Genomic DNA, 22,340 nt, shown 5'->3' on the forward strand with positions numbered 1-22,340 from the left:
CCTATTGCTGGTTGACCTGCATGGTCTGGTCAACGCTCAGAGTTTTGGGCATTCCAGAGCTTTCAGGACCGGAATAGGTGGCCACAATGCGGAAGGAAGAATCGCTGACCTCGGCAGAATAGTTGTACGGCCCGCGGTTATCGCGCGTCATGGTGAGGTCGCCCTGCGATCTCAGCGCTTCAATCGAAACATAACTACCCTGGGTTGCCTGGTGGCTGCGTTCCGCCTGGGCAATCGCCAGTAAGTCATTTCTTACGCCAATCAGGTCCACCGTTGCGGTGGGATTGCTGCTGCCGGCGGACGTTACTCCCTGTGTCTGCCGCATATAGATATAAGCCCCAATACCAACCACAATGATCAAGCTTATAAACCCAAAAGCGCGTCCCATGCAATATTCCTCCGAACGTCCACATGATAACCTTTGCCGCTTTTGCCAACGTCTGAGAAAATCAACGGTTGGCTCACGAAAGTCCAATTCGAGTGGCGGTCGTTGGTGTAGGCTCTTTTGGCCGCAATCATGCACGCGTTTACCATGATCTGCAAAAGCAGGGCGGCGGCGTGGAACTGGTTGCTGTAGTGGATAGCGATGCTGCCCAGGCCCAGGCTGTAGCCAGCCAGTTTGGATGTTCCGCGCTGGCCACGGTAGAAGAGCTTTTCGGACGCGTGGAAGCCGCTTCCGTGGCCGTGCCAACTGTCTATCATCGAGAAGTGGCAGCGGCCCTAATGGCTGCGGGGATCGATGTGCTGATCGAAAAGCCGCTGGCCTCAACTCTGGCTGAAGCCGACGAACTGATCAGCCTGGCAAATGCTAACCAGCGCGTGGTCCAGGTGGGACATCTGGAACGTTTCAATCCCGCGGTGAGAGCTACGATCCCGCTGATTACCCAGCCGATGTTTTTTGAGGTGCATCGCCTCAGTGTTTTCAGCCCGCGCAGCCTCGATGTGGACGTTGTGCTGGATTTGATGATCCATGACATTGATGTCGTGCTCTCTTTTGTGAAATCGCCGATAAAGGAAATACGAGCGGTGGGGCTGCCCGTGGTCACGGAAAAAGTGGACATCGCCAACGTGCGCATGGAGTTTGAGTCCGGCTGCGTGGCCAACCTGACGGCCAGCCGCATCAGCACGGAGCGCGTGCGCAAGCTGCGCTTCTTTCAGCCCAAGGAATATGTCTCCATCGATTACGGACGGCAGGATGTTTTCCAGATTCGCGTGACGCAGGAAGAGAAATTTTCTCTGCACAATTTAATGTCATTTGCGGAAACACCCTCCACCCTTCCGATTCCGGGCGTAACCCTAAACAAGCCCAAAGTAGAATCGGAAGAACCGCTGCGTGCGGAGCTGAAATCATTTCTGCATGCCGTGCGCCACCGCGAAAAACCGGTGGTCACGTTGGAAGACGGACGCCGCGCGCTGGCGGTTGCGCTGAGCATGCTTTCCGCCATAGACGAACACACAAAGCGGGCGCGGCTACATTCTCTGTAAATTGTTTGTAAACATATATTAAGGTGCAGCAGTTCGTCCCTTGGTAATGAGTGGTTTCCACTAGAAATCGTGTTTTTTCATCGTTAGTGCCCGCAAGAGCATCTCACAACTGCCGTTCTAATGAGAGAATAGTTACTAACAACGCAATAGCGCCTGCAAGCAGGCTGGTGGTGGTTTATTCCTGTAATGGAAGAAAAAGGGCGTCCGGCTGAGGAACAGTCGCGAGCGGAAGTGCCGCTGAAGATCACGGAAGCGGAGATGCGTTTGCATCTTCTCACGGCTGATCTGCCGGAAGAAGATGACGTCGTCTCTACGTATCGACGGCGCGAAGCAGCCTGGATCTCCCTGATCACGCACGCCATTATCATTGCGTTGCTGATCTTTATACCGAAGTGGAATTTCAACCGGCCCGTTATTGTTCCGTCCCAGCAAAAGCAGGAAACGACTTTTATCTCGCTGCCGGATGATGCGCTCAAAGTAAAGCCTCCCAAGACCAACATAACTTCTGACAAGAACCGCATCGCGCAAACGAAAACTCCGACGGTAGATAAAGAGACGTTGCGTAAGCTGCTTGATGCGCGGAAGGCGGGTCCGCCGAAAGCTTCTCCGCCACCGCCTTCAGGCCAGCAGGCACAGCAGCAAAATCCAACAACGGCACAATCAATGGCCCCAGTTCCTGCGGTGCAGCCCACGCCCCCGGCCACAGCCCAGCTTGAATCACCTGCCCCTGCTGCCCCAAAGAAATCGCCGTTCGCCATTTCCTCACCCGGCGCTTCAGTGAATGATGCGATTCGTTCCGCGGCCGCGGGACACGGCAATGCACCTGTAAACTTTGGCGGCGGAGAATATGGCAGCGGCGTAAAACCCAATGTCGCGACAAAAGGCGGGTTGGAAATCCTGAGTGACACTATGGGCGTGGATTTTGGCCCATACATGAAGCGCCTGCGCTACACCGTGCAGACCCATTGGGACCCGCTGATCCCTGAATCTGCCATGCCGCCGGTGATGAAAAAAGGCGTGGTGATCATTGAATTTGCCATTACGAAAGAAGGCAAAGTCATGGGCATGAAACTGGTTGGCTCGTCGGGCGACGTTGCGTTGGACCGTGCCGCATGGGGCGCCATCACTGACGCGATTCCGCTGCCCAATCTTCCTACCCAGTTTGCCGGAGATTATCTTTTGATCCGGGCACGCTTCTACTACAACCCAGACAAGAACGATCTGGAATAGCGAACACCATCCTACCGCCCGCTCTGTATCATCTTTATTAATGTGCGTTGCGCAAACGGCATGTAGACCAGCGCGGCGCATGCTCCGAGGGCAAAGCCCAGACCAATCCGGTCAGCGATGAGGAGCGGAGACAAAGCCCAGATCATATCCAGGACAAAAAGCGCAGGCGTAAGCAGGCGATATTTGCTGCCGAGCAGATGGTAATCCATTGCGGTGGCAGAGATCAGGTACAAACGCACAACAATGCCGACCATGGATGTTGCCATATAAATTGCGAATGCAGTTGCGCCGGCGCGTCCCCACGTATTGAAGGAAGCCTTGTACGTGTTTTCCCAGCTGAAAAGCGCCGAGAGATAAAAGATCAGGTACATGATCTGAATCAGGATGAACAAAAGGCGCGCGGTGTTTCTGCTGGTGCGGGGAAGCGCTGAATCTGTTATTGGAAGACTTGCAGGGGGTAGGTTTGGATTGCCGATAGTTGTTGCGCCGATTTCGGCAGGCGCGGAAGCTTTCGTCTCGGCTAGTGCAGGCTGCTCTGAAATAACTTCAGCATCGTCCAGAAAGCGATAGCCGCGCTTGGCAATGGTCTCAATGAATTTTGGCTTGCTGGCGGAATCACCCAGCACGTCGCGCAGTTTGACCATGGCCGTGTTGAGACCGTGATCAAAGTCGACGAATGTATCCTGCTGCCACAAGCGCTGCCGCAACTCCTCACGGGTAACAACTTCCTTGGGACGCTCAAGAAGCGCCACCAATACCTGGAATGGCTGCATTTGCAGCTTCAGCCGGTTGCCATTTTTGCGCAACTCCGCCGCGCGAAGGTCGGCTTCAAATTCGTCAAATTTATACTTGATCACCGTTGCCATAAGCACTTGATAGCTGCGGGAGTGAGACTCCGCGCTAGAGTTTAGCATTTTCCATTTGCTGATTATTGATGGCAAACCGCCATTGGTGGTCAGTCTAGCTACAATGTGATTGCGATGGATTCCCGACGACAGCAGGCGCTGGGCCTGGCCTTGTTAGCGCTGCTCATACTCCTGTTTGTATTCCTGCGACGCATGTGGAGCGGCGCATGAGCCTGCCTTTGCTCCTCGTAATCCTTGGCCCCACGGCCAGCGGCAAGACCGCGCTTTCACTCCATGTGGCGGAGCGGATGCACGGCGAGATTGTTAGTTGCGACTCCGTGGCGGTCTATCGCGAGCTTGAGATCGGCACGGCAAAACCTTCAATGGAAGAGCGCCGCCGCGTTCCGCATCATCTGATCGACGTCGCTGGTCCGGAAGAGCTGGTCACCGCAGGCGATTACTCGCGGCTGGCCAGGCAGGCCATCGGCGAGATCGCCGCGCGCGGGCACTTGCCCATTGTCGTAGGCGGTTCCGGACTATATCTACGTGCGCTCCTGGAAGGATTGTTTTCCGGGCCGCCACGTTCAGAAGAACTCCGCACGCGGCTGCGAGAGCGCGCGGCGGAGCGGGGAAGTGATTATCTGCATAAGCTGCTGCACCGCATTGATCCAGCGGCGGCGCAAACAATCCACGCCAACGATGTTCCCAAGGTGGTGCGTGCGCTGGAAGTAAGCATCAGCGCGCGAGCGCCCATGACCGGCCTATGGCAACAGGGGCGCGATGCGTTGCAGGGCTACAGAATTCTCCGAATCGGCCTTAACCCTGACCGCGAGGCTCTATACGCGCGCATTAATCAGCGGGCACGTGATATGTTTTCTGCCGGATTGCTGGAAGAAACCCGCGAATTGGTAGATCGATACGGTTCATCGGTGTGGCCGCTGAACTCTCTGGGTTATAAGCAGGCCATGCAGCACCTGCGCGGAGAAATTTTACTGGAGCAGGCGATTGCTGCGGCGCAGCAGGGACACAGAAACTATGCCAAGCGACAGATGACATGGTTTCGCCGTGAGCCGGAGGTCCACTGGATTGTAGAGTTTGGATCCGCACCGGCAGCGCAGAAGCACGCTATGGATTTGATCAACTCAAAAGCGCGTGATTGAAGTCAGCAGCGTACTTCTTTAACCGCTTCGCTCCTAACGCGCCAGGTCCCCACGTAATCAACCGGCCTACTTAAAGCAACATTCCGGTCCGGTTCCAGCGGGTATTAGAAAAGAAGTTCTCCGCGATGGAAGCATAGAAAGAAATTCTGTGTCCGGGATTTTCATCCAGCCAGCGCGCAGTCGGCGCGTCATACGACCAGTAGACAAACAGTGGCTCACCGATGACATTGCCCATCGGCACAAAGCCCCAATCGCGGCTGTCACTCGAGTTGTCGCGATTGTCACCCATTACAAACAGCTTGCCTTGCGGCACCACGGTTGGCCCCCAGCTTTCCAGGGGATTGTGTACTGGCGCGTGATGCACCGCGTATGGCTCCTTTACCGGCTGAGAGTTCACGTACAGCACGCCATTCTTAATTTCCAACCGATCGCCGCCGAGAGCCGTAACACGCTTGAGAAAGGTTTCCGTAACATCTTTAGGGTAGCGGAAAACGATAATGTCACCACGATGGATGGTCTTGAGGACAGGCAGGCGCCAATGGAGAAGTGGAATCTCTGGCCCATAAAGCAGCTTGTCCATAAAAAGATGATCGCCCACCAGGATGGTGCCTTCCATGGACGCCGTTGGCACCACTGAAGCTTCACCCACAAAGATGCGCATTCCCAGAACGATCGCCGCCAGAACAATCAAACGCCGTGTGGAAAGACGCAGTCGCTGGCGAATGCCGCTGGTGCGGCCTGAATTTGACTCAGCGCGTGAGGCATCGGGGGGCGCCGCGATGTGTGAACCGCCGGTCGAGACGCGCGAACCATCGGTCGCGACGTGTGAGCCATTGGCAAGACAGCCGATCGCCGGGGTGGCCAGTTCATGTCCTATTGTGGCCGGAGTTTCCGGCGCGGCAGCTCGATCGCAGAGTTCAAGTGAAAGCATAGGCACGCAAAGGGGGAATCTTTATTCTTGGCTGTAAATTACTGAGCCACAATCAGGTGAACACCTGCGGTTGGCGAACAATTGGCCATGGACTTGTGGAGTTTTCCCGGAACGAAGTCTGCAACATCCCTTTTCTGGGCAAGCTCTTGGTCAAATCAGGTATTGATTTTCAGGTGTCGGCAAGCAGGATCAAAAAATTAGCTTCGGGAATTTCAGTTGGTAATCAGGGTTGGAGCTCAGGACTTGAGACCAGGAGGTGGGAATCAGAAATTGGAACCAAAGTGGGATCAGAGTGGAGATAAGGAGTTGGGCACCAGAAATGGAAATCAGAGTTGGAACCCAGGCTGATGCCTGAACAGGAGTGCACGCCTGTCAGGGGTTTGGAGATTATCTATGGCAACCAAGTCGCTCGCAAAGCAACTGTGATAATCGGAAATCTGCGGCCCGTAATCAGATGACGGTATTCAAAAATTCAGTAGTCTAGAACCGCAAATCGGTGTCGCTAATCGGTTGTTAGGAAATCAGCTCTCAGGAGATCAGGTGTTGGAAATCAGGTGTCGGAATCGGCGTGGTTCTGCTGCAAGAGGACTGCGGTTTCCCAGTTTTGGGCCGAGATACTCTGCTATAATCGAGGCCTACCATGACCGTCCGCTTGGATGGTCCATGTCGGGGAGTGGCTCAGCCTGGTAGAGCACCTGGTTCGGGACCAGGGGGTCGGAGGTTCAAATCCTCTCTCCCCGACCAATCTTTTTCAAGAACTTACAAGCATTCTTGGATTTGCCGAGAGGCAGAGGGTTTACAAAAAGGTTTACATTGGCCCAGACGCTTGCGTCGTGGGCATAAACTCCCGCCAAACAGTCGCGGCAGCCATGCTCACGGCTTCAACTCGTTCTTCCCACCACGTCTTGTTGTAGACATTCTGGGTCACGTCAATGTTGGCGTGTCCCATGTTGTCTCGCGTCACTTCAGGCCGAACTCCCACACTGCTCATCAGGCTTGAGTGCATGGTTCGGAAACTCCTGAAGTCCACCGTAGCCGGCAACCCAAGCTTCTTGATAGCTGGCTTGAGATGCCGCCGCAGCAGATTACGACGATCCACAGCTCCCCCGCGCTTATTCGCAAAAACCAGGTCTTCCGGTTTGCGATATTTCGACCTCTGCCATGCCGCATCGAGAACCGCCCGCAGGATTCCGAAAGAATCGAGCGGAATGCTCCGACGCCCAGCGTCAGTCTTGGTGTCGTCGAATTCGCCTTCGTAAAAGCGTTCTACGACTTCGATACGGTCGGAATGAATTCTTCCCCACCGCAGCGCGGTAACCTCTCCGATCCGCAATGAACCGACAACCACCAGCGTGACGATGGATTTTGTTGGTTCCGGCAAGGCTTCGACTACACGTCGAATGTCCTGCTTTGCAAGCACGACAGGAGGCTTCCGGGCCTTCTTGCGAGGTAGCCGGACGCCTTGCGTTGGATTTTCCATTACTAAGCCCCACGCTTTGCCCTGACTGAAAACAGTCCTCATACATCCGTGCATGTTGCGAATCGTCTTTGGAGCCAGACGAGGAGAAAATGAGTTAAAGAAATCCTGAAGTTCAATGGTCCTCATTTTCGTGAGTCTCATTGAACCCCATTTAGGCAACAGGTGCGTGTCCAGATAGAAGTCGTAGCTGATCCTCGTTGAGTTTTTCAGCAGCGGCCACATTTTTTCACGACAAATTGCCACGAGTCCTGCCATTGTTTCTTCCCCGGAGGGAAAAAGTTGAGGTTCGTTGTTCCGACCGTTTACGGTGTCCATAAACCGATCCGCCTCACGCTGCGCTTCGGTTTTGGTAGGAACCAGGTCTTTTCCCCAGCTCTTTGTACGACCGCGACGGTTGCCGGAACTGTAGTCCCAGTAGAATATTTTCCACTTGGTCCCCAAGTCCGATACTCGGGGCCTCTGATGTCTTTCTCGCACCACGATTCTCCTTCCGTGGTGCTTCAACCGTGGCTTATCAGTAACATCAAACGGTTTCATTAGCAAGCCTTTTGCTGATCTAAAAACGACTCAATTTCAGAGCGTTTAAAGCGCACGTACCGCCCCAGCCGCACGGTTGGGAGCTGATCCTGATGGCTGTAAATCCAACTCTTAGGGACGCGAAGAATCTCAGCCAACTCATCGACCGTAAGGAGGATTTGGTCGTCCGCGACGCCGTTGCCGTTTGCCTGGAGAGCCGCAGATTCCGGCTCCGATGGAAACGAGCCTGAGTGTTTGTGAGTGTCCTTTCCGTGCATAGTCTGGTCCTTTACTGAAACGCCTGGTCCTCTCGAAAATATGTGATCGCTAGCCCAAGAGGGTTTGCCTGAATCAAATCGTTCGGCACCGAGTCACGGAAGAGAAAAACGAAGTGTGCTGTGTAGAGCGTTCGTTTGATCTCAACATGCTCGCCCGGAGAGTAAGCGATCTCGTAAAAATCGACCGTGGCCTTGTACGGAGCCGAGCGAAGGTCTTCAATCGACACCTTCCCCACGTCAATGTCGATGTCTGGGGCACTGGAGTCTTGGAGATAGCCCTCGACTGTGTGATTCTTGCGATATGCCTCAGCTACGCTGTTCGCAAGCTGTGCTTCCATGAAGAGCAACGACTTCTTAAAGTTGTCGCGCATCGTGTAACGATTGCGGCTGTAGTAGAGCCGGCAGAAATCGCTCAGGAAATATTTGATCTCCGCGTCTTGAGGCTTGTAACCGAGCGTGTCGTACTTGACGGCTTCCGCACGGCCAATGTCGTTGATGCGGATCACCAGAGGCTTGAAATTCTCGACCATGCGAACGGTTCGGACGTTCGCATAGATCAAGCCAGCCGACACCAGGGCCATCGCGAGCAGCGCGATCTTTAAATACGTATTTGTGACAATGGCGTCACCAAATTGCTCTGCATACAACTGCTTGGCAGCGTTGAAAGTGGCGTCCGGTTTGGTTTCTGTACTCATGATCACCCTCGACTGATGTACGCGACCATTGCCGCTGCCAGTCCCGAATCCGCTCCCGCCGCTCCGCTGAACAGGTGATTCGTCAAAGCCGGAATCTTCAGGAGTCCGTAAATCGCAATCAGCAAGAAGATAAACATCGCTGGAAACGCCGTCATCCATTGCTCCACTGTCATTCCGCCCGTATCAATGGCAAAAAACGCCAACAGAAGCTTCCCGAAGATGTAAACGAAGGCACTGGCAACGACCTGATAGAACGAGTACTGAAGAAAAGCCTTGAACCATCCCCAGAAGAGCCAGTCCATCTTGGGGACAACGAAGAACGGTATGAATACAGGCCCGACCAGCAACAACACGGCTTGGGCAATTAAGCCGAATCCTATGATCATGAGCACGACGGCCTGCACGGTAGCCAGAATCACGTACAGCACAACGAATGTCAGAGTCTCGTGAAAATTGATGGCGCTCGGCTGTTCCATTCCTTGCTCAACCTCAGTCACTTTGGTTTCGATCAGACGCGCCTGGTCCATGCCAATGCTGTTGGAGAGAGAGGAGGCCTCTTGCATCACCAAGTCCGGGAAGCTCATGCCAAAGCCGGGAATTGGCGTGCTGTAATACTTGACCATCGCAAACCCAAACGCGATCACAAGCAACAAGCGGCTGAAGCGGGCGAAGTTGAAACCTTCGCCACCTTCAGCGCTTGAGAAAGCCGACTGCACTCCAAACCACGCAATAAGGATCGTCGCAAAGCCGCGGAAGAGGTTCTGGCCCATTCCAACGAACAGGTCGAGCTTCGAGGTCATCAGGCCTCGAATGATGTCTTCGAGGGAGGTGAGCGGATCTTGAACGGGAGCAAACATTTCATACTCCCGCGTTACCGGCCCGTAGGCGTTTGAAGCTGTGTCGGGATGGAGCCGGTGAAACTCATGGTGTCCGAGAAGTGCTGTTGCCGATACAGTTCTGTGTTGATGGTGCCAACGCCCGTCGTGCGGTTGCGTTCGGTCGTCACAAGTTGCTGTTCCAGGAGCGATGCCAAGAGTTTGTTTGTGTCCTGCATGGTGCGAACAAGCAACATGCTGGCGGAATTGATCTTGTTCAGAACCGCGACCTGTGTGTTGAGATCAGAGTCGGACGACAGCGAGTCGTCTTCGAGTTGCTTGATGTGCGTCTCAAGTTGCTGAGCATGGTTCCGCATCTCGCCTATTGTGGCCATGCTGTTAACCGTGGAGCCATCTGATAACTCTTCCAGCCCATACGAACGCTTGAGGCCGTCGAAGGTGTTCACTCCGGTTGGATCGCTCAGAGACCTATTGATCTGCCCGTACCCCTGCTGCGCAATGCTGTAAGTTCCCGAGTTGATGCCATTGACCCAGCGGGACGTGTTGCCGAGCGTGTTGGCCGCGCTCAGGTTCGTCCAGAGCGTAGGAATGGCGCGATAACGGGCCACCATGTTCTGGAGTTGGCGAGCCTGAGACTGGATAAACATGAATTGCTGCATGTGCACGTTGTACGACTGCTGAAGCTGCTGCAATTGTTTCTGCAATTGCAGATAGCGCAGCACGGCGTTGTGGTAGTTCGTTGGGTCGTACACAATTCCGCTGCCAAGTTGAGCGAAGACGGGGCTGACTCCGAAAGCCAGCACGAGCGATATCAACGCGATTTTGTATTTCATATGTACTCCTTAAATGTCCGAGGGCATTTCGTGTTGTGCGTAGTCGGGAACGAGAAGGTCTTGCATGAGGTACACCTTCACGCGGTGCCCTTCTCGAATGGTGATCGTTGGGAGCAGGTTCAGGAACCTGTCCAGAATGTGCATTGACGATTGCGAAAGGCTTGTGGCGACGCCCTGTCGGTAGGCATCTGCCGGAGTCTCGGCTAGTCCGAGACTCGTTGTGTTGGTGCCGACTTGGGCCAGCCCCCCGATCGCGCCAACTGCGATGGATGCGCCAAATATTTGCAGGTAGTGATGATTAACTTTGTCCCTGAGACCAGTTTCGCCAATCTGGTTCAAGCCCTGGAATTGATCGAGGTCAACGGAGTAGCCGTCCGGCATGATGAGCCGATGAAAGACCACAGCCAGGCGCGTCTGTCCGAAGCCCTCGACCCGCTTCGTTTGTCCCATGACTTTTGAGCCGGCAGGGATGAGCAGGCGCTGTCCGTCGTGGGAGTAGATGCTATTGGTCATCATGCAAATGACAGGACCGCTGAAGTCACCGTTCAATCTCGTGACCAGCGTGGTTTCAAGGACCGTCCCTTCAAAGACCAAGTAGTCTTTGCCGCTCGACTGATTGAAATTCGGATTGCTCCTCTTCTTCGACGGCTCTTCAGAATTGGCGGACAGTTGCGATGCCTGCGGCACGCCATTGGCAGGGGGAGGGCTCGGCATCTCAAGGGCTGACAAATCCATCGCCAATTGCGCTGTCGGGTCCGCAGCCGTTTTGGTTGGGTCGCTAGCCTGTGGCCCGCGATAGCTCAGCGACACACTGGACGCGAAACGCGCCATGTACTCCCGACGACGCAAATCTTGTTTGATCGGATCTTGCTCCGTGGGCGGAGCGGAGCCTTGATTCGCCAAAGCCGTGCTCGGGTCATCCACACGTCCAGGCTGTTGGCCGAAGAGACGCTGTGCCGGGGTAAGGGGCGTCTGCTGGTCACGCCTTACCTGCTCAAGCCGGGACGCGATTTCTGTAGGGCTCAGTCCAACGACCGTTTCGGCTTTTGCTGTCTCCGGTTTTTGCGATGATTTCGCGCCTTTCGCCGGCCCCGAGACCCAAAGCATGATCATGATGACTGCGGTCAGACCCATCACGACCCAGGTCTGAGCATTCTTGGGCAGGACGCCCGGAGCAGGCTTTCGCTTGTCCTGGACATTGGGCGCCAGATTCTGAGTTTCGTTGACCTGAGACATGGCACTACTCCTGCCTCTTGAAATCCATGCGGTGCTTGCCGATCACGAGATAACCGGAGTCAAGGATCTTCGGTACGACATAAACGCCGTTCCGCAGATCAAAGTTGATGAGATTCGGTGAGCCGTCCTTCACCTCATACAGCGTGGGTTTTTCCTGTGCTGCAGAGCGGATGTAGGTGAACCTGTCATCGTGATAGATCGCAGACACGAGGAACGGTTTCTTGTCTTTGTCGAACGAGTAGTCAAACTTCAGTTTGTTGACTGGATAGTCGGCTCGGAAGGTTTCCTTATCCCGTTCCGCCCGAGTGGCAGCAATTGCAGCCTGCACACGCGTCGCTTCCACGTCACTCGATGGCACGAACTTAGGAGGAGCATTCATAGCCTGGACAATGGATTGGTCTTTGGGTTCAATGAAGACCTTCATGTCGGGATCGTCGCTTTCCCCGACTTCCTTCACGAGGAACGAATACACGTTGCCCGACGCCGTAATCAGCGTCACGTCCGTGCTCGTTCCTTGCTTCGCCGGTTTGATGTAGCAGAAATTCTGCGTCCCTTCGACCACCCAGAAGTCCTTGTCTCCGGTAACGAAGTCGAGGATTTTCTCGTTCTGGGGGAGGACAATCAGCGTCGTATAGCGGAGCTTGGCCTTGATCAGAACGATGTCCTTGGCTGCGTACTTGACTGTTCGTGCCTCGCGATCCTGGGCCGCAGCCGAAAGAGCGAGGACCGCTAGGAAAGTGATTGTGATTACTCGTTTCATAGGGAACTCCTTGCCAAAACCTCCAAACCTTTCTCAAAGCCATGTTCGCGAAAAGCCTGCTCGCGCCTGAAACTCTCATTTGGGTCGCTCGTGTACAGCCAGTAGCTCTTTTCATCAACCTCAAGGTTGACGACCTTCGCCAGATCGGGCCGCTTTACCAAAGCCTGCCGCTTGGGAATCAGGGTCGAAATCATTTCAATCTCGTTGTCATTCAAGTGAAAGGTGTTCCGGTACAGTTCGCGATCCATGTCCGGGTTCGCCAGAAAAATCTTTGTTGCGCAGCTTTCAATCACGACGTTCACAATCTCCGACTTGTCTAACTCATCGAGCGATTGCGTGGACAGGATCATGGCGGCATTTTTCTTGCGCCAGGTCTTCAGGGCTTCCACGATGTAGTTGCGAATTGCGGGATGCCCGAAGAACCGCCAAGCCTCATCAATGAAGAACGCCTTGAACTTCGTGACAGCCTCCGAGCTGTAGATGAATGCATTCGCCCGATGCAGGATGTAGAAGAGCAGAGGCTCAATCAGTCCGGGGTAGCGGTCCATCCCCTCGAAATCGAAACACTGAAAGTGCGAAAGCGTCAGCGTATCTTTCTCGTTGTCGAAGACGTGCTCGTATTGCCCGCCCCGCACCCACTTCTCCAGCCGATTGGCCAACGATTTCTGTAACGTGTTTGCCAAGACGCTCAGGGTCCGCAAGTTCGCGGGCAGGATGTATAGGTTCTGGATCTGTCCGAAGAGATCTTTTTCTTCCGCCTGTGTCAGAGGAATCACGCCACGGCCTTCGGCGAGCACCTTAACGAATGAGAAAAGGAAGTTTAGGTTCTCAGGCGTTGGCTCCAGTGAAAACGGATTGATCGTGAATTCCGAATGCTCCGCGCTGACCTTTAGATAAGCGCCGCCGAAGAGCTGCGTGATACTGCGGAAACTTCCGCCCAAGTCGAAGATGAAAGTGTAGGGATCATACTTCTGTAGATTCGTGATGAGGAAATTTAGGAAAAACGACTTGCCTGATCCGGTTCGGCCCAGGACAACGGTGTGAGCCGTGTCCTGATAGTGCAAGTTCAGGAAGTAAGGCGTTCCGTGATTCGTCTCAAGCACCGCCAAGTATTCGGCTTTTAGGTGCTTGTTCTGTCGCTCCCCGGTGTGCAACGTGAACAGGAACGAATAATCCGCGTAGTTTGCGTTCAGCAACCAGAGATACCGAAGATTGAAATGGCGGTTTCCCGGAACTGTCGCGAAAAACGCATTCAGCAGGTTGTAGCGTTCCTCGAACAGCAAGCCGTCGTGCATGGAAAACACTTTGTAGAACTCGGCGCACGCCTTTTCGACGGCAGATAAGTCCTTGTCGTAAACAACGACCGTGAGCGAGAACTCCCCGAAGTAGTTCCCATTAAGCTCAATTTCCTTCAGGCATTCACCCAGGCTGCGGACGAGCGATTCCTTGGAGTCGTCCACCAGCAGTTCGCCCGGATTCGTTGAGCCGTCGGCCTTGAGCTGGCTAAAGAGCGAGGTCTTGCTGTTGTGGAAGTGACGCCGCATGGACTGAATCCGCTTGCGGGCGGCCGTATTGTCCTGGGCCTTCCACTCCGTAACGATGTGGTAGCTGGCCCCGACTTCCAGCAATTGCCGGAGAATCAGGGGCCAGCTCTGCGCTGGGGGCTCTTTTATGGAGAGGGCTTTCACATAGCAGTCGTCGATCAGGAGATGACCCGGATAACACTCAAGCGCCGAATCGGCCAGGAAGTAATCCACATGCGTGTCATATTTCAGCCGCGCATGTGCAATCTTGGCCGGGGAAAAGTTCAGGAGTCTTTTCAGAGCCTTGAAGGCTTCCTGCTTGCCGCACGTTTCAATCGCGACAAAATCGCCGAGCTGAAGAATGAGGCTGCGAACTTGATGCCGCAACGTGCGGTGTTGCCTGTCAATCGCACTGCCGATCAATAGGGTTTGCTTCTTACTGCTGAGCAAGCCCCTCAGCTCTTCGAGCCCTTCCTTCGGCTCCGACACGAGCCTCGCAATCGCACCCGTGACGCTGCGATGATGCGCCATGCCTTCGTAGAGGATGACGTAGTAAATCTGGAGGGAGTACAGTTCGCCGGCTTTCCTCTCAAAGTAGGCTGTCCGGTCATCAACCGCTTGTCTCACGACCGGGTTGTCGTATTCGCCATGCGGGATCGTCTCGCCACTGGACTTGAAGAGGATCTGATAGACGCGGTACTGTGGCCCCAGGAGCCGGAGAGCCGATTCCAGGCGCTTGGTCAAACTGTCAGTCTGCTTGTGATCCAAACACTCGTAATCGACGCCCTCGACTCTGAGTACAACGCCAACGTCACCGCCTTTGGTCAAAAAGACCTGCTCATCCAGAAAGCCAAAGATCGCCACATGCTCATTGAGAGCGCCGGTCTCCTTGTAGCTCTTGACGATCTTTGAAAGCCTAAGCATGTTCAATCACCCGAAGATTCGGCTCGAAGAACTTCGCGGGGTCATACTCAGGGCGGAACTTACCCGAGTTGAGCAGGATTCGCAGGATTTGCGGGTCCGTCCGCGTCGCCCACTGCGCCAGAAGGAAAAGGCAGCCGAAGAGCAATATGCCGCCGAACAAACTGCCGAAAAGGTTGAAAGCCGCCGCCCCCATGATGAGCGCAACGAAGAACAGCTTTCGTTCCGCGCCCAGAATCGTGAGCGGTTTGTTGATCGCCTTGTGAGTAGCGTTGATACGGCGTTCCGTTGGCATTGCTATCTCCTACGATCCCGGAAAGAGCCAGGACAGAAAGTTCACCGCTGCGATTGCCATTCCAATGCCGAAGACAATCCCAGCAAACATCCGCTTGTTTCCGCCTTCGCCGAAAGCAAACATCAAACCGCCAACCACGATTGCGACAAGGCTCAGGCCCTTCGCAATCGGGCCAGTGAAGGCCGTTTGAAGCTGCTGCACAGCGTTTTCCCATGGACTGTTACCGGATTGCAGAAGGATCAGCGTAAGCGTCAGGTTCATAAGTCACATCCTGAAACGTGCATTCTTGCTGCACGTATAAACACTCAGACGCGGGAATGATGCCGAAAGTTCTGATAGCACGGGGCAAATGCGGCTTTGGTGCACGCAGTTTAAGAAAATTGATTCCGTTGAACACCGCGCGGGGTGCGGCATTCAGGGCAACCCGTCTCCGAATAATCGATGTTTTGACAATTCGGAGACATTAAAGTCTTACTTGAAGTGCCAGGAACGCATCGTACTTACCAAGTGTCTAAGTGAATAGCGCCTTGTTGAGGCGCTATCGAGCACAAATCGCGTCAGCCTAGAAGTTATGACGTGCGCCACTGCAACTCTTCGCGTGCTGCTGGGTTATTATTGGTTTGTCCATTGCCCGCACTGCGTCTGTCCTGGCAAATCCCACAAACATTCAGCAACTCTCGTCTCGCAAACGGGTTGGCAGTTATTGTGTTCGTGTCTCTTTCAGGCAAGGAAAATCTGGGGATTAAATGGGAGGTGCTTTTGATGACCGTACGGGTTACTCAAAAGTTCAACGGCGATGAGACTCATCGAAATACTCGAAAACCGCAAAGAGGCGCTGAAAGTTGCTGAGGTGGCGAAAATGCTGGGAGTTACTCCCCAGCACATTTACAAAATGGCCAAGGCCGGACTTATCCCTTGCTTCCACGTCAAGGGTGCAGTCCGCTTTTGCCCCGCAGAGCTTGCAGAATGGATCAAACAGGAAATCGAACAGGCGAACCGGAAACGCAACGGGTCGAGTGGGGGCAACGGTATGCAGTACGGGACATGAAATCGCACAACAATTTAGCTTGGATACAACGGGCTGGCAGCTTGCCAGACCGTTCTGTTTTCCGGCAAAAGGCCCAATTCTTGGAGCTTTTGCGGCAGCGTACTCGAAACTCGACGAAATCGGTTCGTCATAGCCGCCGAATTCCATGGTGCTGCTCTTTTCGTCAACGCGATACATTGGACCTCATATATTCTCTAACTGAGTGTCTCTGAACTGTACCGCGCGATAAGGCCAGTCCGCACACCGTGGCGATACATGCGCGAGAAAAACCACGTCGCAAGGAGCAGGTAGAAGAAACACAGAAAAGCCCCGAACGCGAGCGCGCCCCATGCGATCGTTCCACCAGCAACCACGGTGCGAATGTTCTGGAAGACGTATGACGGAGGTATGATGCGCCCCACGTACTGCATCCATCGAGGAAGGGTGCTGAGTGGGTAATACACGGAGGCGAACGGGGCGATCAGCGCCGGAATCGGCCAGACGAACCATTCCGATGCTGGACCGAGTCGCAGCACCATTCCAGTAGCGGCAATTCCGAGAGCGATACCGAATAAGAAGAGCACCAGGAGAGCGGGAATAAGCACAACCCCGTAGCTGAAAAATGACAGGCCGAAGGCGCCGCTCGCGACTACCAACATAAATACGAGTCCGAAGAAGCTCGTTACGATGCTCGAAATCACGAGTCCCATCAGGTACTCGGAAATGCGCAGAGGTGAAGCGAAGAGGTTCAGAAAGTTTCGTGACCAAACGTCTTCAAAGAATGTCATCGTGACGCCCTGCATGACGCGCGTAAAGAAATCCCAGAGCAGCACCGCTCCGAGCAAGGTGGGGACAAAGTTCAACTTGCTCGCCGTCACCGCGTTGAGATAGCGGCTCATGAAGCCCCATAGCACCATGTCAATGCCGACCCAGGCGAACAGCGGTAGCACCCGTGCAAGACTCCCACGCATCAGGTAGAACTGGCGAAGCGCTATTGCTGCGGACCGCTTGAGGTTCATGACTAGCCGACCTCCAAGCTTAACGGTTCCCGCGCCACTGCGATAAATAGCTCCTCGAGAGAATCTTTGCCGTGTTCAGCCGGGAGCCGCTTAGGATCTCCCTCTAACAGGATCTTGCCCCGAGAGAGAAAGAGCACTCGATCGCAGACTTCCTCCACTTCATACATGTTGTGTGTCGTCCAGAGAACGGCTCCCGAGCCGCGGGCGGCGAAGTCGCGAATGCGAGCACGAATGCCTAATGCGCTGGAAGGATCGAGAGAAGCGGTGGGTTCGTCGAGCAGCAGAAGGCGCGGTCTATTCAACATCGCTTTCGCTAGTGAAACACTCGTCTGCTCTCCTGAGGACAGCACGCCGCATTTCGTGTTTCGAAAATCTGTGAGATCGAATTCCTGAATCACCTCGTCGATGCGTGCGGTAAGATGCTTCACTTCATACATGAGTCCGAATACCCGCAGATTCTGATAGACCGTGAGATTGCCGGGAAGCTGAGCGTAGACCGCGGCGAAGTTTGTGCAAGCAAGGGCCTTCGATCGTTGCCGCGCCAGGTCCACGCCGGCGATGGCTATCTCGCCTGCACTCGGCTCGAGCACTCCGAGGATCATGCTGATGGTGGTTGTCTTACCTGCACCGTTTGGGCCCAGAAGCCCGACGATCTCTGTCGGCGCCACGCCGAACGAAATATCTTCCACGGCGATCTTGTCGCCATATGTCTTTCTCAGGGAGCGGACAGATAGAACCTGATCGGGATTTAAAGGAGTCGACATGGAGAGTATTTGCACCCATGTTGGATGCGGTTGCCGAATCTTGATTGTAGTAGAAGCTCTTTGAGAATTGAGCGTGAGTAGTCGTGCATAGCGCGACTTACTCCGACTGGTTATCCAAGGTCATTTGGTGCCAGTCAAGTTCTTCTTCGATCTGATGAAAAGCGCTATCGCCGATTTCGTCATTTGCCCGCATCGCGAAAATCGCCTGACGTGCTGCATCAAGCGCCGCGCGTTGCCGTAAAGAGTGTTCAGAACGGCGATCACTGCCTTCTTCATCTTCTTTTGTCGCTACGCGGACTTTGAACTCTTCCCGAAGCGCTTCCGCAACAGGCGATGAAACACCGTCCAAGGTTGCAAGCGCTGCGCGCAATGCGCAGTCGCGAGCTGCAAGCACTTCCCGGCCAACGGGATCATCATCGTGTAGATCAAGTGCCCGCAACAGGGGCTTGAGAGTCAGACCTTGGATCGCCAAAGTGCCAAGCACAACCCAAAACGCCGTTAGAATGATCAGACCGCGATACGGAAAGGCGGGAGGAAGGGCCAGGGCTGCAGCGAGAGTAACGATGCCGCGCATGCCTGCCCATGAGACCACTAATCCGCTGCCAACGGACGCTTGCAACATTGGCCGTGGAGGATGGAATCCACGCGTTCTATCTCGCCACCTGACCACGGCGTTGAAAAACATCGTCCAAACCAAACGCACGGCGATGACGACCGCGAGGACTACAGTCGCAATGACAAAATATCGATCTCGATTGCTCGCATCCAAGTGTTCGAGAATGGGGCGAATCTGAAGCCCGATAAAGATGAATGCCAGGATGTTCAGCACGAACACAGCTGTTTCCCATACTGCGTTGGTTGGTATGCGAATTCTGGCGGGAATTCGCTGAGGCGCGGATTGGGCAATCGTGATGGCGAAACACACCATCGTCAACACGCCTGAGAGCCCTACACGATCGGCAAGAATCCAAACCCCGAAGACAGTGACAAATTGGAGAACGATTGCGCTCGGAATGTGTTTCACTCTGTGAAATAGCCGGACGAAAATCCATCCCAAGGCTGGCCCAACGACAACACTGGCTACTACTGCGACGAAGAAGGTCGGCGCAAGGGTGTGAATTGAGAAGCTGTGCACCGCGACAGCTGCAACAGCAACTCTATAAATCAGCAGTGAGCTCGCGTCGTTCAGCAAGCTTTCGCCCTCGAGAACCGTCAAGATCCGATGGGGCACACGGAGCGGTCTGAGGACGGCTGTTGCCGCAGCAGCGTCGGGGGGAGCGACTACTGCCCCGAGCGTAACTGCAGCCGACCACGAAATCTCAGGCAACAAGAGGCGCACGGCGATTGCGACGACGGCGGTCGTTATTCCGACGGCAAAGACGACTAAGCTCGTGACGGGGATCCAGTTGTCCCTTAGATCTCGAAGCGATGAATCGTACGCAGCATCGAGAAGCACGGGTGCCAGGAATAGTGCGAGTGCCAGGTCAGGGGGTATTGCGAACGAGGGAGTGCCAGGCACAAACGCGAGGAGTGCCCCGCCCACAGCCAAAAATACAGGATATGGAGCGCCAATCCGACGAGCTAATGCCGACAGGATCACAGCGGCCACGACCAGGACAATGATGGTCTCGAGTTGAGTCATGTATTAGCGCGCTGATACTGCTGATCGCTGACTTTCTCCATCCACTCCACGGATTTACCATTGAGCGCCTCAGCAATGGCGATGTGCGTCATTGCAGTTGACGGGGTTGCACCGTGCCAATGTCTTTCCCCCGGCTCGAACCAGACGACATCTCCTGGACGAATCTCCTCAACCGGTCCACCTTCGCGCTGCACCCATCCGCAACCTGACGTGACGATCAACGTCTGACCGAGTGGATGCGTGTGCCAGGCAGTGCGAGCACCAGGCTCAAAAGTCACCTCCGCTCCTCCTATTCGTGCTGGTTCTTTTCGTTGAAACATCGAGTCAATTCGGACGGTGCCGGTGAACCAATCGGAGGGGCCTTTCCCCGATGGCTGAGAACCTACTCGCGTAATCTCCATTTCGTTCTCCTATCTACTGCTGTGGTGCGAGTTCGCCAAACCAATAGGAAGCTGTCACCCCGCCATCCATCAGAAAGTCGCTGCCTGTGATGAACCCGCCATCAGGGCCCATGAGAAGCGCACCTACCGTTCCGACCTCGTCTGGAGTGCCGGCACGTTTGGCAGGAGCCAGCTCGATCATTCGCCGATAGCCAGCGCCGCGCGGCCCAGTAAGTTCGTCCTTTGCGAGCGGGGTAATTATAATTCCGGGACTGATTGTGTTGATCCGCGCACCGCGCTTTCCCCAACGAACCGCCTCGGCCATTACGCGCAGCGAGTTGCCGCGCTTCGAGAGTTGGTAGGCGTGAAGAGAGTCCGTCACTTTGTCGAGCTGAAGGAAAGGTAGCTTGAGCAACTCCTCTACGGGTGTTGTAGCCAGCGCTTTATTCTGTTCGACGGTGAGCGGCGGAAGTCGATGCCCAGACTGCGATGCGATCACGACGCCAGATCCACCGCGAGCAATGACATTGCCAATCTCTTCCAGCATGAGCGCAGTGCCGTACAGATCCACTTTGAGGATGGTTGCGACGGAAGCCTGGCTCGGCGATACCCCAGCAGCATGGATCAGCCCAGTGATGTCACCGCGACCGGTGGCGTTTGCAACGAGCGCTCGCACTGCATCGCGAGACGACACGTCCACGGTCGCAACGCTCACGTCGTAGCCGGCATTTGACATTACATCGGCTGCTGCCTTCGCGTTTTCCGGGCGCATGTCTGCCAAGATGACGTGCTTACCGACAGCAACGCGACGCGCGATGGCCTGACCGATCTGGCCGGCTCCAATGACAATGATCACTTCCATAACTTTCTTCCCTTTCGTCTTGCGTTGATGGTGAGACTGGGCTCTGCGCTGCCTTAAGCTGCGTCGGATGACTGCGTCTGCATCGCTTCCAAATCGTCCCGTACTCGCTTGGGTTCTTCCTCCAGCGGCATGTTTGCCATGTCATGCACGCCGTTGAGCGCGCCCGGGGGATCAGGTTCTAAACTGCCGAACAGGGCGTCGAAATCCTCTTGCGACGCACCTTTTGTCGAGACGAGTTCGAAGGTCTTGCGCACCGCCGCATCCGAGCTCAGGCTACGCACCAGCACTTCGGCAAGCTGCCGGCGGGCAATGGCTCCATCTTTTGGCGTGCCCGAATGCCGTTTATCGCCTTGTAGGAGCACGAGTCTATGCTCGGCGGCGGCGTTGTAGTCGAACCACCCCGGTCGTACGATCGTGTACGACATGCCGCTGGCGCGCACCAGCCGTTCCGACCGTCGCTTCCAGTCATGCACCTCCGCGGAGCGGTTGTAGGAGCTTTCACGATTCGTGACTCCAATCGAAGTCATGAGCGCAATTCGCACCTTCCGTGTCCCGAGTGCGGCGAGAACATTGCGAACACCGCCGTAGTCTACCGATTCAGAAGCTGCCTTGCTTCCGCCATTCGAACCATGCGTGAAGACAATCGCATCAACACCGTCCACTGCGGCTGCAAGCGTCTCCGGGCGCGTGAGATCGCCGATCACAGTGTCGGCTTCACGAGGGAACTGTCGCGCTTTGGATGAGTTGCGGACAAGCGCGCGGACTCTGTGTTTCTGCCGAAGGGCTTCTTCAACGACGAGGTTTCCGATACTGCCGGTTGCGCCGATTACCAGTACGTTCATCGCGTCTCCTTTTGCTCGGCCGCGGGAGCCACTTCGTTAATCGCACTGAGACCGTTCAACGTCCGCGGATACCCGATGAACGGTAGTAACTGCGTCACAACATCGATCTGTCGAGCTCGGTCATTGCCGACACGCAGGTTCGCGCCGACATGTCCCTTAACCTGTGGGTCACATCCACCTAGGGCAACCAGCATGCTGAGGGTGAGCAATTCGCGAGTGCGGATGTCGAGCCCAACGCGTGTGTAGTTGTCGCCGAAGCAGTTGGCCGAGAGGAAGCGCTGGATGTGCATCTGATCCTGAGCCGACTTCGCGTACAACTTCTCGACAACGTCGCTGCCGATGATCTGCTTCTGGACCGCGAGGCCTTTCTCCATACGATTCTCGGGCGTGGTCGTGGACTGAGGCGGCAGCGGTAGCTCGACACCTCGCTCCCGCAGCAGGTCATTGGTTGCGTGCAGAAAGTCGATCACTTTAGCGATACCTACGTACGGAACCGCCTGATACACGATCTCCTTGATTTCAACTGGAGTGACGCCGATGTTCAGCGCGGCTCCAGCCATTGCTTTGTACTCCGTCAATGCTTGGCATGCGATGATTGCCGCAAGCTGGACCATCAGTCGCGTTTTGATGTCCAGCTTGCTCTCGCGAAGTACCTCATCAAACGCAAAGTTGTCGAACGTCTCGATTAGCTCGGGGTCCGTAACGGCCAGCGTCGAAACATGATTCGGAAATAGCTGTTCGTGGTTCTTAACCGCTCGTTCGCTTGGAGCCATCATCGTT

24 protein-coding genes and 1 tRNA gene are annotated in these 22,340 nt (G+C 55.0%); 5 read left to right on the forward strand and 20 right to left on the reverse strand.

Annotation, left to right across the window (positions count from 1 at the left end; all coding sequences use genetic code 11):
- Position 1: 1 nt before the first annotated feature.
- On the reverse strand, positions 2 to 388 hold the full coding sequence (locus tag LAO76_22785) for a hypothetical protein (protein ID MBZ5493756.1): 387 nt from the start codon (positions 386 to 388) through the stop codon (positions 2 to 4).
- Between the two features lie 68 nt (positions 389 to 456).
- Between LAO76_22785 and LAO76_22790 the strand changes: the two genes are divergently transcribed.
- Both LAO76_22790 and LAO76_22795 read left to right on the forward strand, forming a co-directional pair.
- Positions 457 to 1,485, forward strand: coding sequence for a Gfo/Idh/MocA family oxidoreductase (locus LAO76_22790; protein ID MBZ5493757.1), 1,029 nt, complete (start codon positions 457 to 459; stop codon positions 1,483 to 1,485).
- Between the two features lie 186 nt (positions 1,486 to 1,671).
- Positions 1,672 to 2,715 carry a TonB family protein gene (locus LAO76_22795; protein MBZ5493758.1) on the forward strand — a complete coding sequence of 348 codons (1,044 nt, stop codon included), beginning with the start codon at positions 1,672 to 1,674 and terminating at the stop codon, positions 2,713 to 2,715.
- A gap of 11 nt (positions 2,716 to 2,726) precedes the next feature.
- Here LAO76_22795 and LAO76_22800 read toward each other — a convergent pair whose 3' ends face one another.
- Positions 2,727 to 3,581, reverse strand: a complete 855-nt coding sequence (locus LAO76_22800) for a winged helix-turn-helix domain-containing protein (GenBank protein MBZ5493759.1) — start codon at positions 3,579 to 3,581, stop codon at positions 2,727 to 2,729.
- A gap of 206 nt (positions 3,582 to 3,787) precedes the next feature.
- On the opposite strand from LAO76_22800, the gene miaA reads away from it, so the two are divergent.
- Positions 3,788 to 4,720 carry a tRNA (adenosine(37)-N6)-dimethylallyltransferase MiaA gene (gene miaA, locus LAO76_22805; protein ID MBZ5493760.1) on the forward strand — a complete coding sequence of 311 codons (933 nt, stop codon included), beginning with the start codon at positions 3,788 to 3,790 and terminating at the stop codon, positions 4,718 to 4,720.
- Between the two features lie 70 nt (positions 4,721 to 4,790).
- On the opposite strand, the gene lepB is transcribed toward miaA, so the two are convergent.
- Positions 4,791 to 5,651, reverse strand: coding sequence for a signal peptidase I (gene lepB / locus LAO76_22810; protein ID MBZ5493761.1), 861 nt, complete (start codon positions 5,649 to 5,651; stop codon positions 4,791 to 4,793).
- 667 nt (positions 5,652 to 6,318) lie between these two features.
- Here lepB and LAO76_22815 point away from each other — a divergent pair.
- Positions 6,319 to 6,395 (forward strand) — tRNA-Pro (locus tag LAO76_22815).
- Positions 6,396 to 6,459: 64 nt separating this feature from the next.
- Here LAO76_22815 and LAO76_22820 read toward each other — a convergent pair.
- The 10 genes from LAO76_22820 to LAO76_22865 are packed head-to-tail and all read right to left on the reverse strand — an operon-like array spanning position 6,460 to position 15,285.
- Positions 6,460 to 7,668, reverse strand: a complete 1,209-nt coding sequence (locus LAO76_22820) for a site-specific integrase (GenBank protein ID MBZ5493762.1) — start codon at positions 7,666 to 7,668, stop codon at positions 6,460 to 6,462.
- A complete protein-coding gene (locus tag LAO76_22825; protein ID MBZ5493763.1) occupies positions 7,668 to 7,925 on the reverse strand; it encodes a helix-turn-helix domain-containing protein in 258 nt (85 codons plus the stop codon). Before LAO76_22825 ends, LAO76_22820 begins: the two co-directional genes overlap by 1 nt.
- Before the next feature lie 11 nt (positions 7,926 to 7,936).
- Positions 7,937 to 8,620 (reverse strand): type IV secretion system protein, encoded by a 684-nt coding sequence (locus LAO76_22830; protein ID MBZ5493764.1) that lies wholly within the window; start codon positions 8,618 to 8,620, stop codon positions 7,937 to 7,939.
- A 2-nt stretch (positions 8,621 to 8,622) separates the two neighbouring features.
- Positions 8,623 to 9,477, reverse strand: coding sequence for a type IV secretion system protein (locus tag LAO76_22835; GenBank protein MBZ5493765.1), 855 nt, complete (start codon positions 9,475 to 9,477; stop codon positions 8,623 to 8,625).
- A gap of 14 nt (positions 9,478 to 9,491) precedes the next feature.
- Positions 9,492 to 10,289 (reverse strand): hypothetical protein, encoded by a 798-nt coding sequence (locus LAO76_22840; protein MBZ5493766.1) that lies wholly within the window; start codon positions 10,287 to 10,289, stop codon positions 9,492 to 9,494.
- Positions 10,290 to 10,298: 9 nt separating this feature from the next.
- Positions 10,299 to 11,525, reverse strand: coding sequence for a hypothetical protein (locus LAO76_22845; protein ID MBZ5493767.1), 1,227 nt, complete (start codon positions 11,523 to 11,525; stop codon positions 10,299 to 10,301).
- A gap of 4 nt (positions 11,526 to 11,529) precedes the next feature.
- Positions 11,530 to 12,285, reverse strand: a complete 756-nt coding sequence (locus LAO76_22850; GenBank protein MBZ5493768.1) for a TrbG/VirB9 family P-type conjugative transfer protein — start codon at positions 12,283 to 12,285, stop codon at positions 11,530 to 11,532.
- The gene (locus LAO76_22855) at positions 12,282 to 14,732 is read right to left on the reverse strand and encodes a DUF87 domain-containing protein (protein ID MBZ5493769.1); all 2,451 of its coding nucleotides are present in this window, start codon (positions 14,730 to 14,732) and stop codon (positions 12,282 to 12,284) included. Before LAO76_22855 ends, LAO76_22850 begins: the two co-directional genes overlap by 4 nt.
- Entirely contained in the window at positions 14,725 to 15,024 is a 300-nt protein-coding gene (locus tag LAO76_22860) for a VirB3 family type IV secretion system protein (GenBank protein MBZ5493770.1), read from the reverse strand. Before LAO76_22860 ends, LAO76_22855 begins: the two co-directional genes overlap by 8 nt.
- A 9-nt stretch (positions 15,025 to 15,033) precedes the next feature.
- A complete protein-coding gene (locus tag LAO76_22865) occupies positions 15,034 to 15,285 on the reverse strand; it encodes a TrbC/VirB2 family protein (protein ID MBZ5493771.1) in 252 nt (83 codons plus the stop codon).
- Between the two features lie 535 nt (positions 15,286 to 15,820).
- On the opposite strand from LAO76_22865, the gene LAO76_22870 reads away from it, so the two are divergent.
- Positions 15,821 to 16,072, forward strand: a complete 252-nt coding sequence (locus tag LAO76_22870) for a helix-turn-helix domain-containing protein (GenBank protein ID MBZ5493772.1) — start codon at positions 15,821 to 15,823, stop codon at positions 16,070 to 16,072.
- 194 nt (positions 16,073 to 16,266) lie between these two features.
- Here LAO76_22870 and LAO76_22875 read toward each other — a convergent pair whose 3' ends face one another.
- The 7 genes from LAO76_22875 to LAO76_22905 form a co-directional block, all read right to left on the reverse strand.
- Positions 16,267 to 17,070: an ABC transporter permease gene (locus LAO76_22875; GenBank protein ID MBZ5493773.1), complete on the reverse strand. Its 804-nt coding sequence runs from the start codon at positions 17,068 to 17,070 to the stop codon at positions 16,267 to 16,269.
- A gap of 2 nt (positions 17,071 to 17,072) precedes the next feature.
- Positions 17,073 to 17,834 carry an ABC transporter ATP-binding protein gene (locus LAO76_22880; GenBank protein MBZ5493774.1) on the reverse strand — a complete coding sequence of 254 codons (762 nt, stop codon included), beginning with the start codon at positions 17,832 to 17,834 and terminating at the stop codon, positions 17,073 to 17,075.
- A 97-nt stretch (positions 17,835 to 17,931) separates the two neighbouring features.
- Complete coding sequence (locus LAO76_22885; GenBank protein ID MBZ5493775.1) at positions 17,932 to 19,476, reverse strand: sodium:proton antiporter; 1,545 nt, start codon at positions 19,474 to 19,476, stop codon at positions 17,932 to 17,934.
- Entirely contained in the window at positions 19,473 to 19,877 is a 405-nt protein-coding gene (locus tag LAO76_22890; protein MBZ5493776.1) for a cupin domain-containing protein, read from the reverse strand. The genes LAO76_22885 and LAO76_22890 overlap by 4 nt, the downstream gene beginning before the upstream one ends.
- Positions 19,878 to 19,890: 13 nt before the next feature.
- Positions 19,891 to 20,718 (reverse strand): SDR family oxidoreductase, encoded by an 828-nt coding sequence (locus LAO76_22895; GenBank protein MBZ5493777.1) that lies wholly within the window; start codon positions 20,716 to 20,718, stop codon positions 19,891 to 19,893.
- Between the two features lie 53 nt (positions 20,719 to 20,771).
- On the reverse strand, positions 20,772 to 21,560 hold the full coding sequence (locus tag LAO76_22900; protein MBZ5493778.1) for an SDR family oxidoreductase: 789 nt from the start codon (positions 21,558 to 21,560) through the stop codon (positions 20,772 to 20,774).
- Positions 21,557 to 22,333: a carboxymuconolactone decarboxylase family protein gene (locus tag LAO76_22905; protein ID MBZ5493779.1), complete on the reverse strand. Its 777-nt coding sequence runs from the start codon at positions 22,331 to 22,333 to the stop codon at positions 21,557 to 21,559. The genes LAO76_22900 and LAO76_22905 overlap by 4 nt, the downstream gene beginning before the upstream one ends.
- Positions 22,334 to 22,340: the final 7 nt, after the last annotated feature.

The sequence above is a fragment of the Terriglobia bacterium genome (assembly GCA_020072645.1).
Classification (GTDB): domain Bacteria; phylum Acidobacteriota; class Terriglobia; order Terriglobales; family Acidobacteriaceae; genus Angelobacter.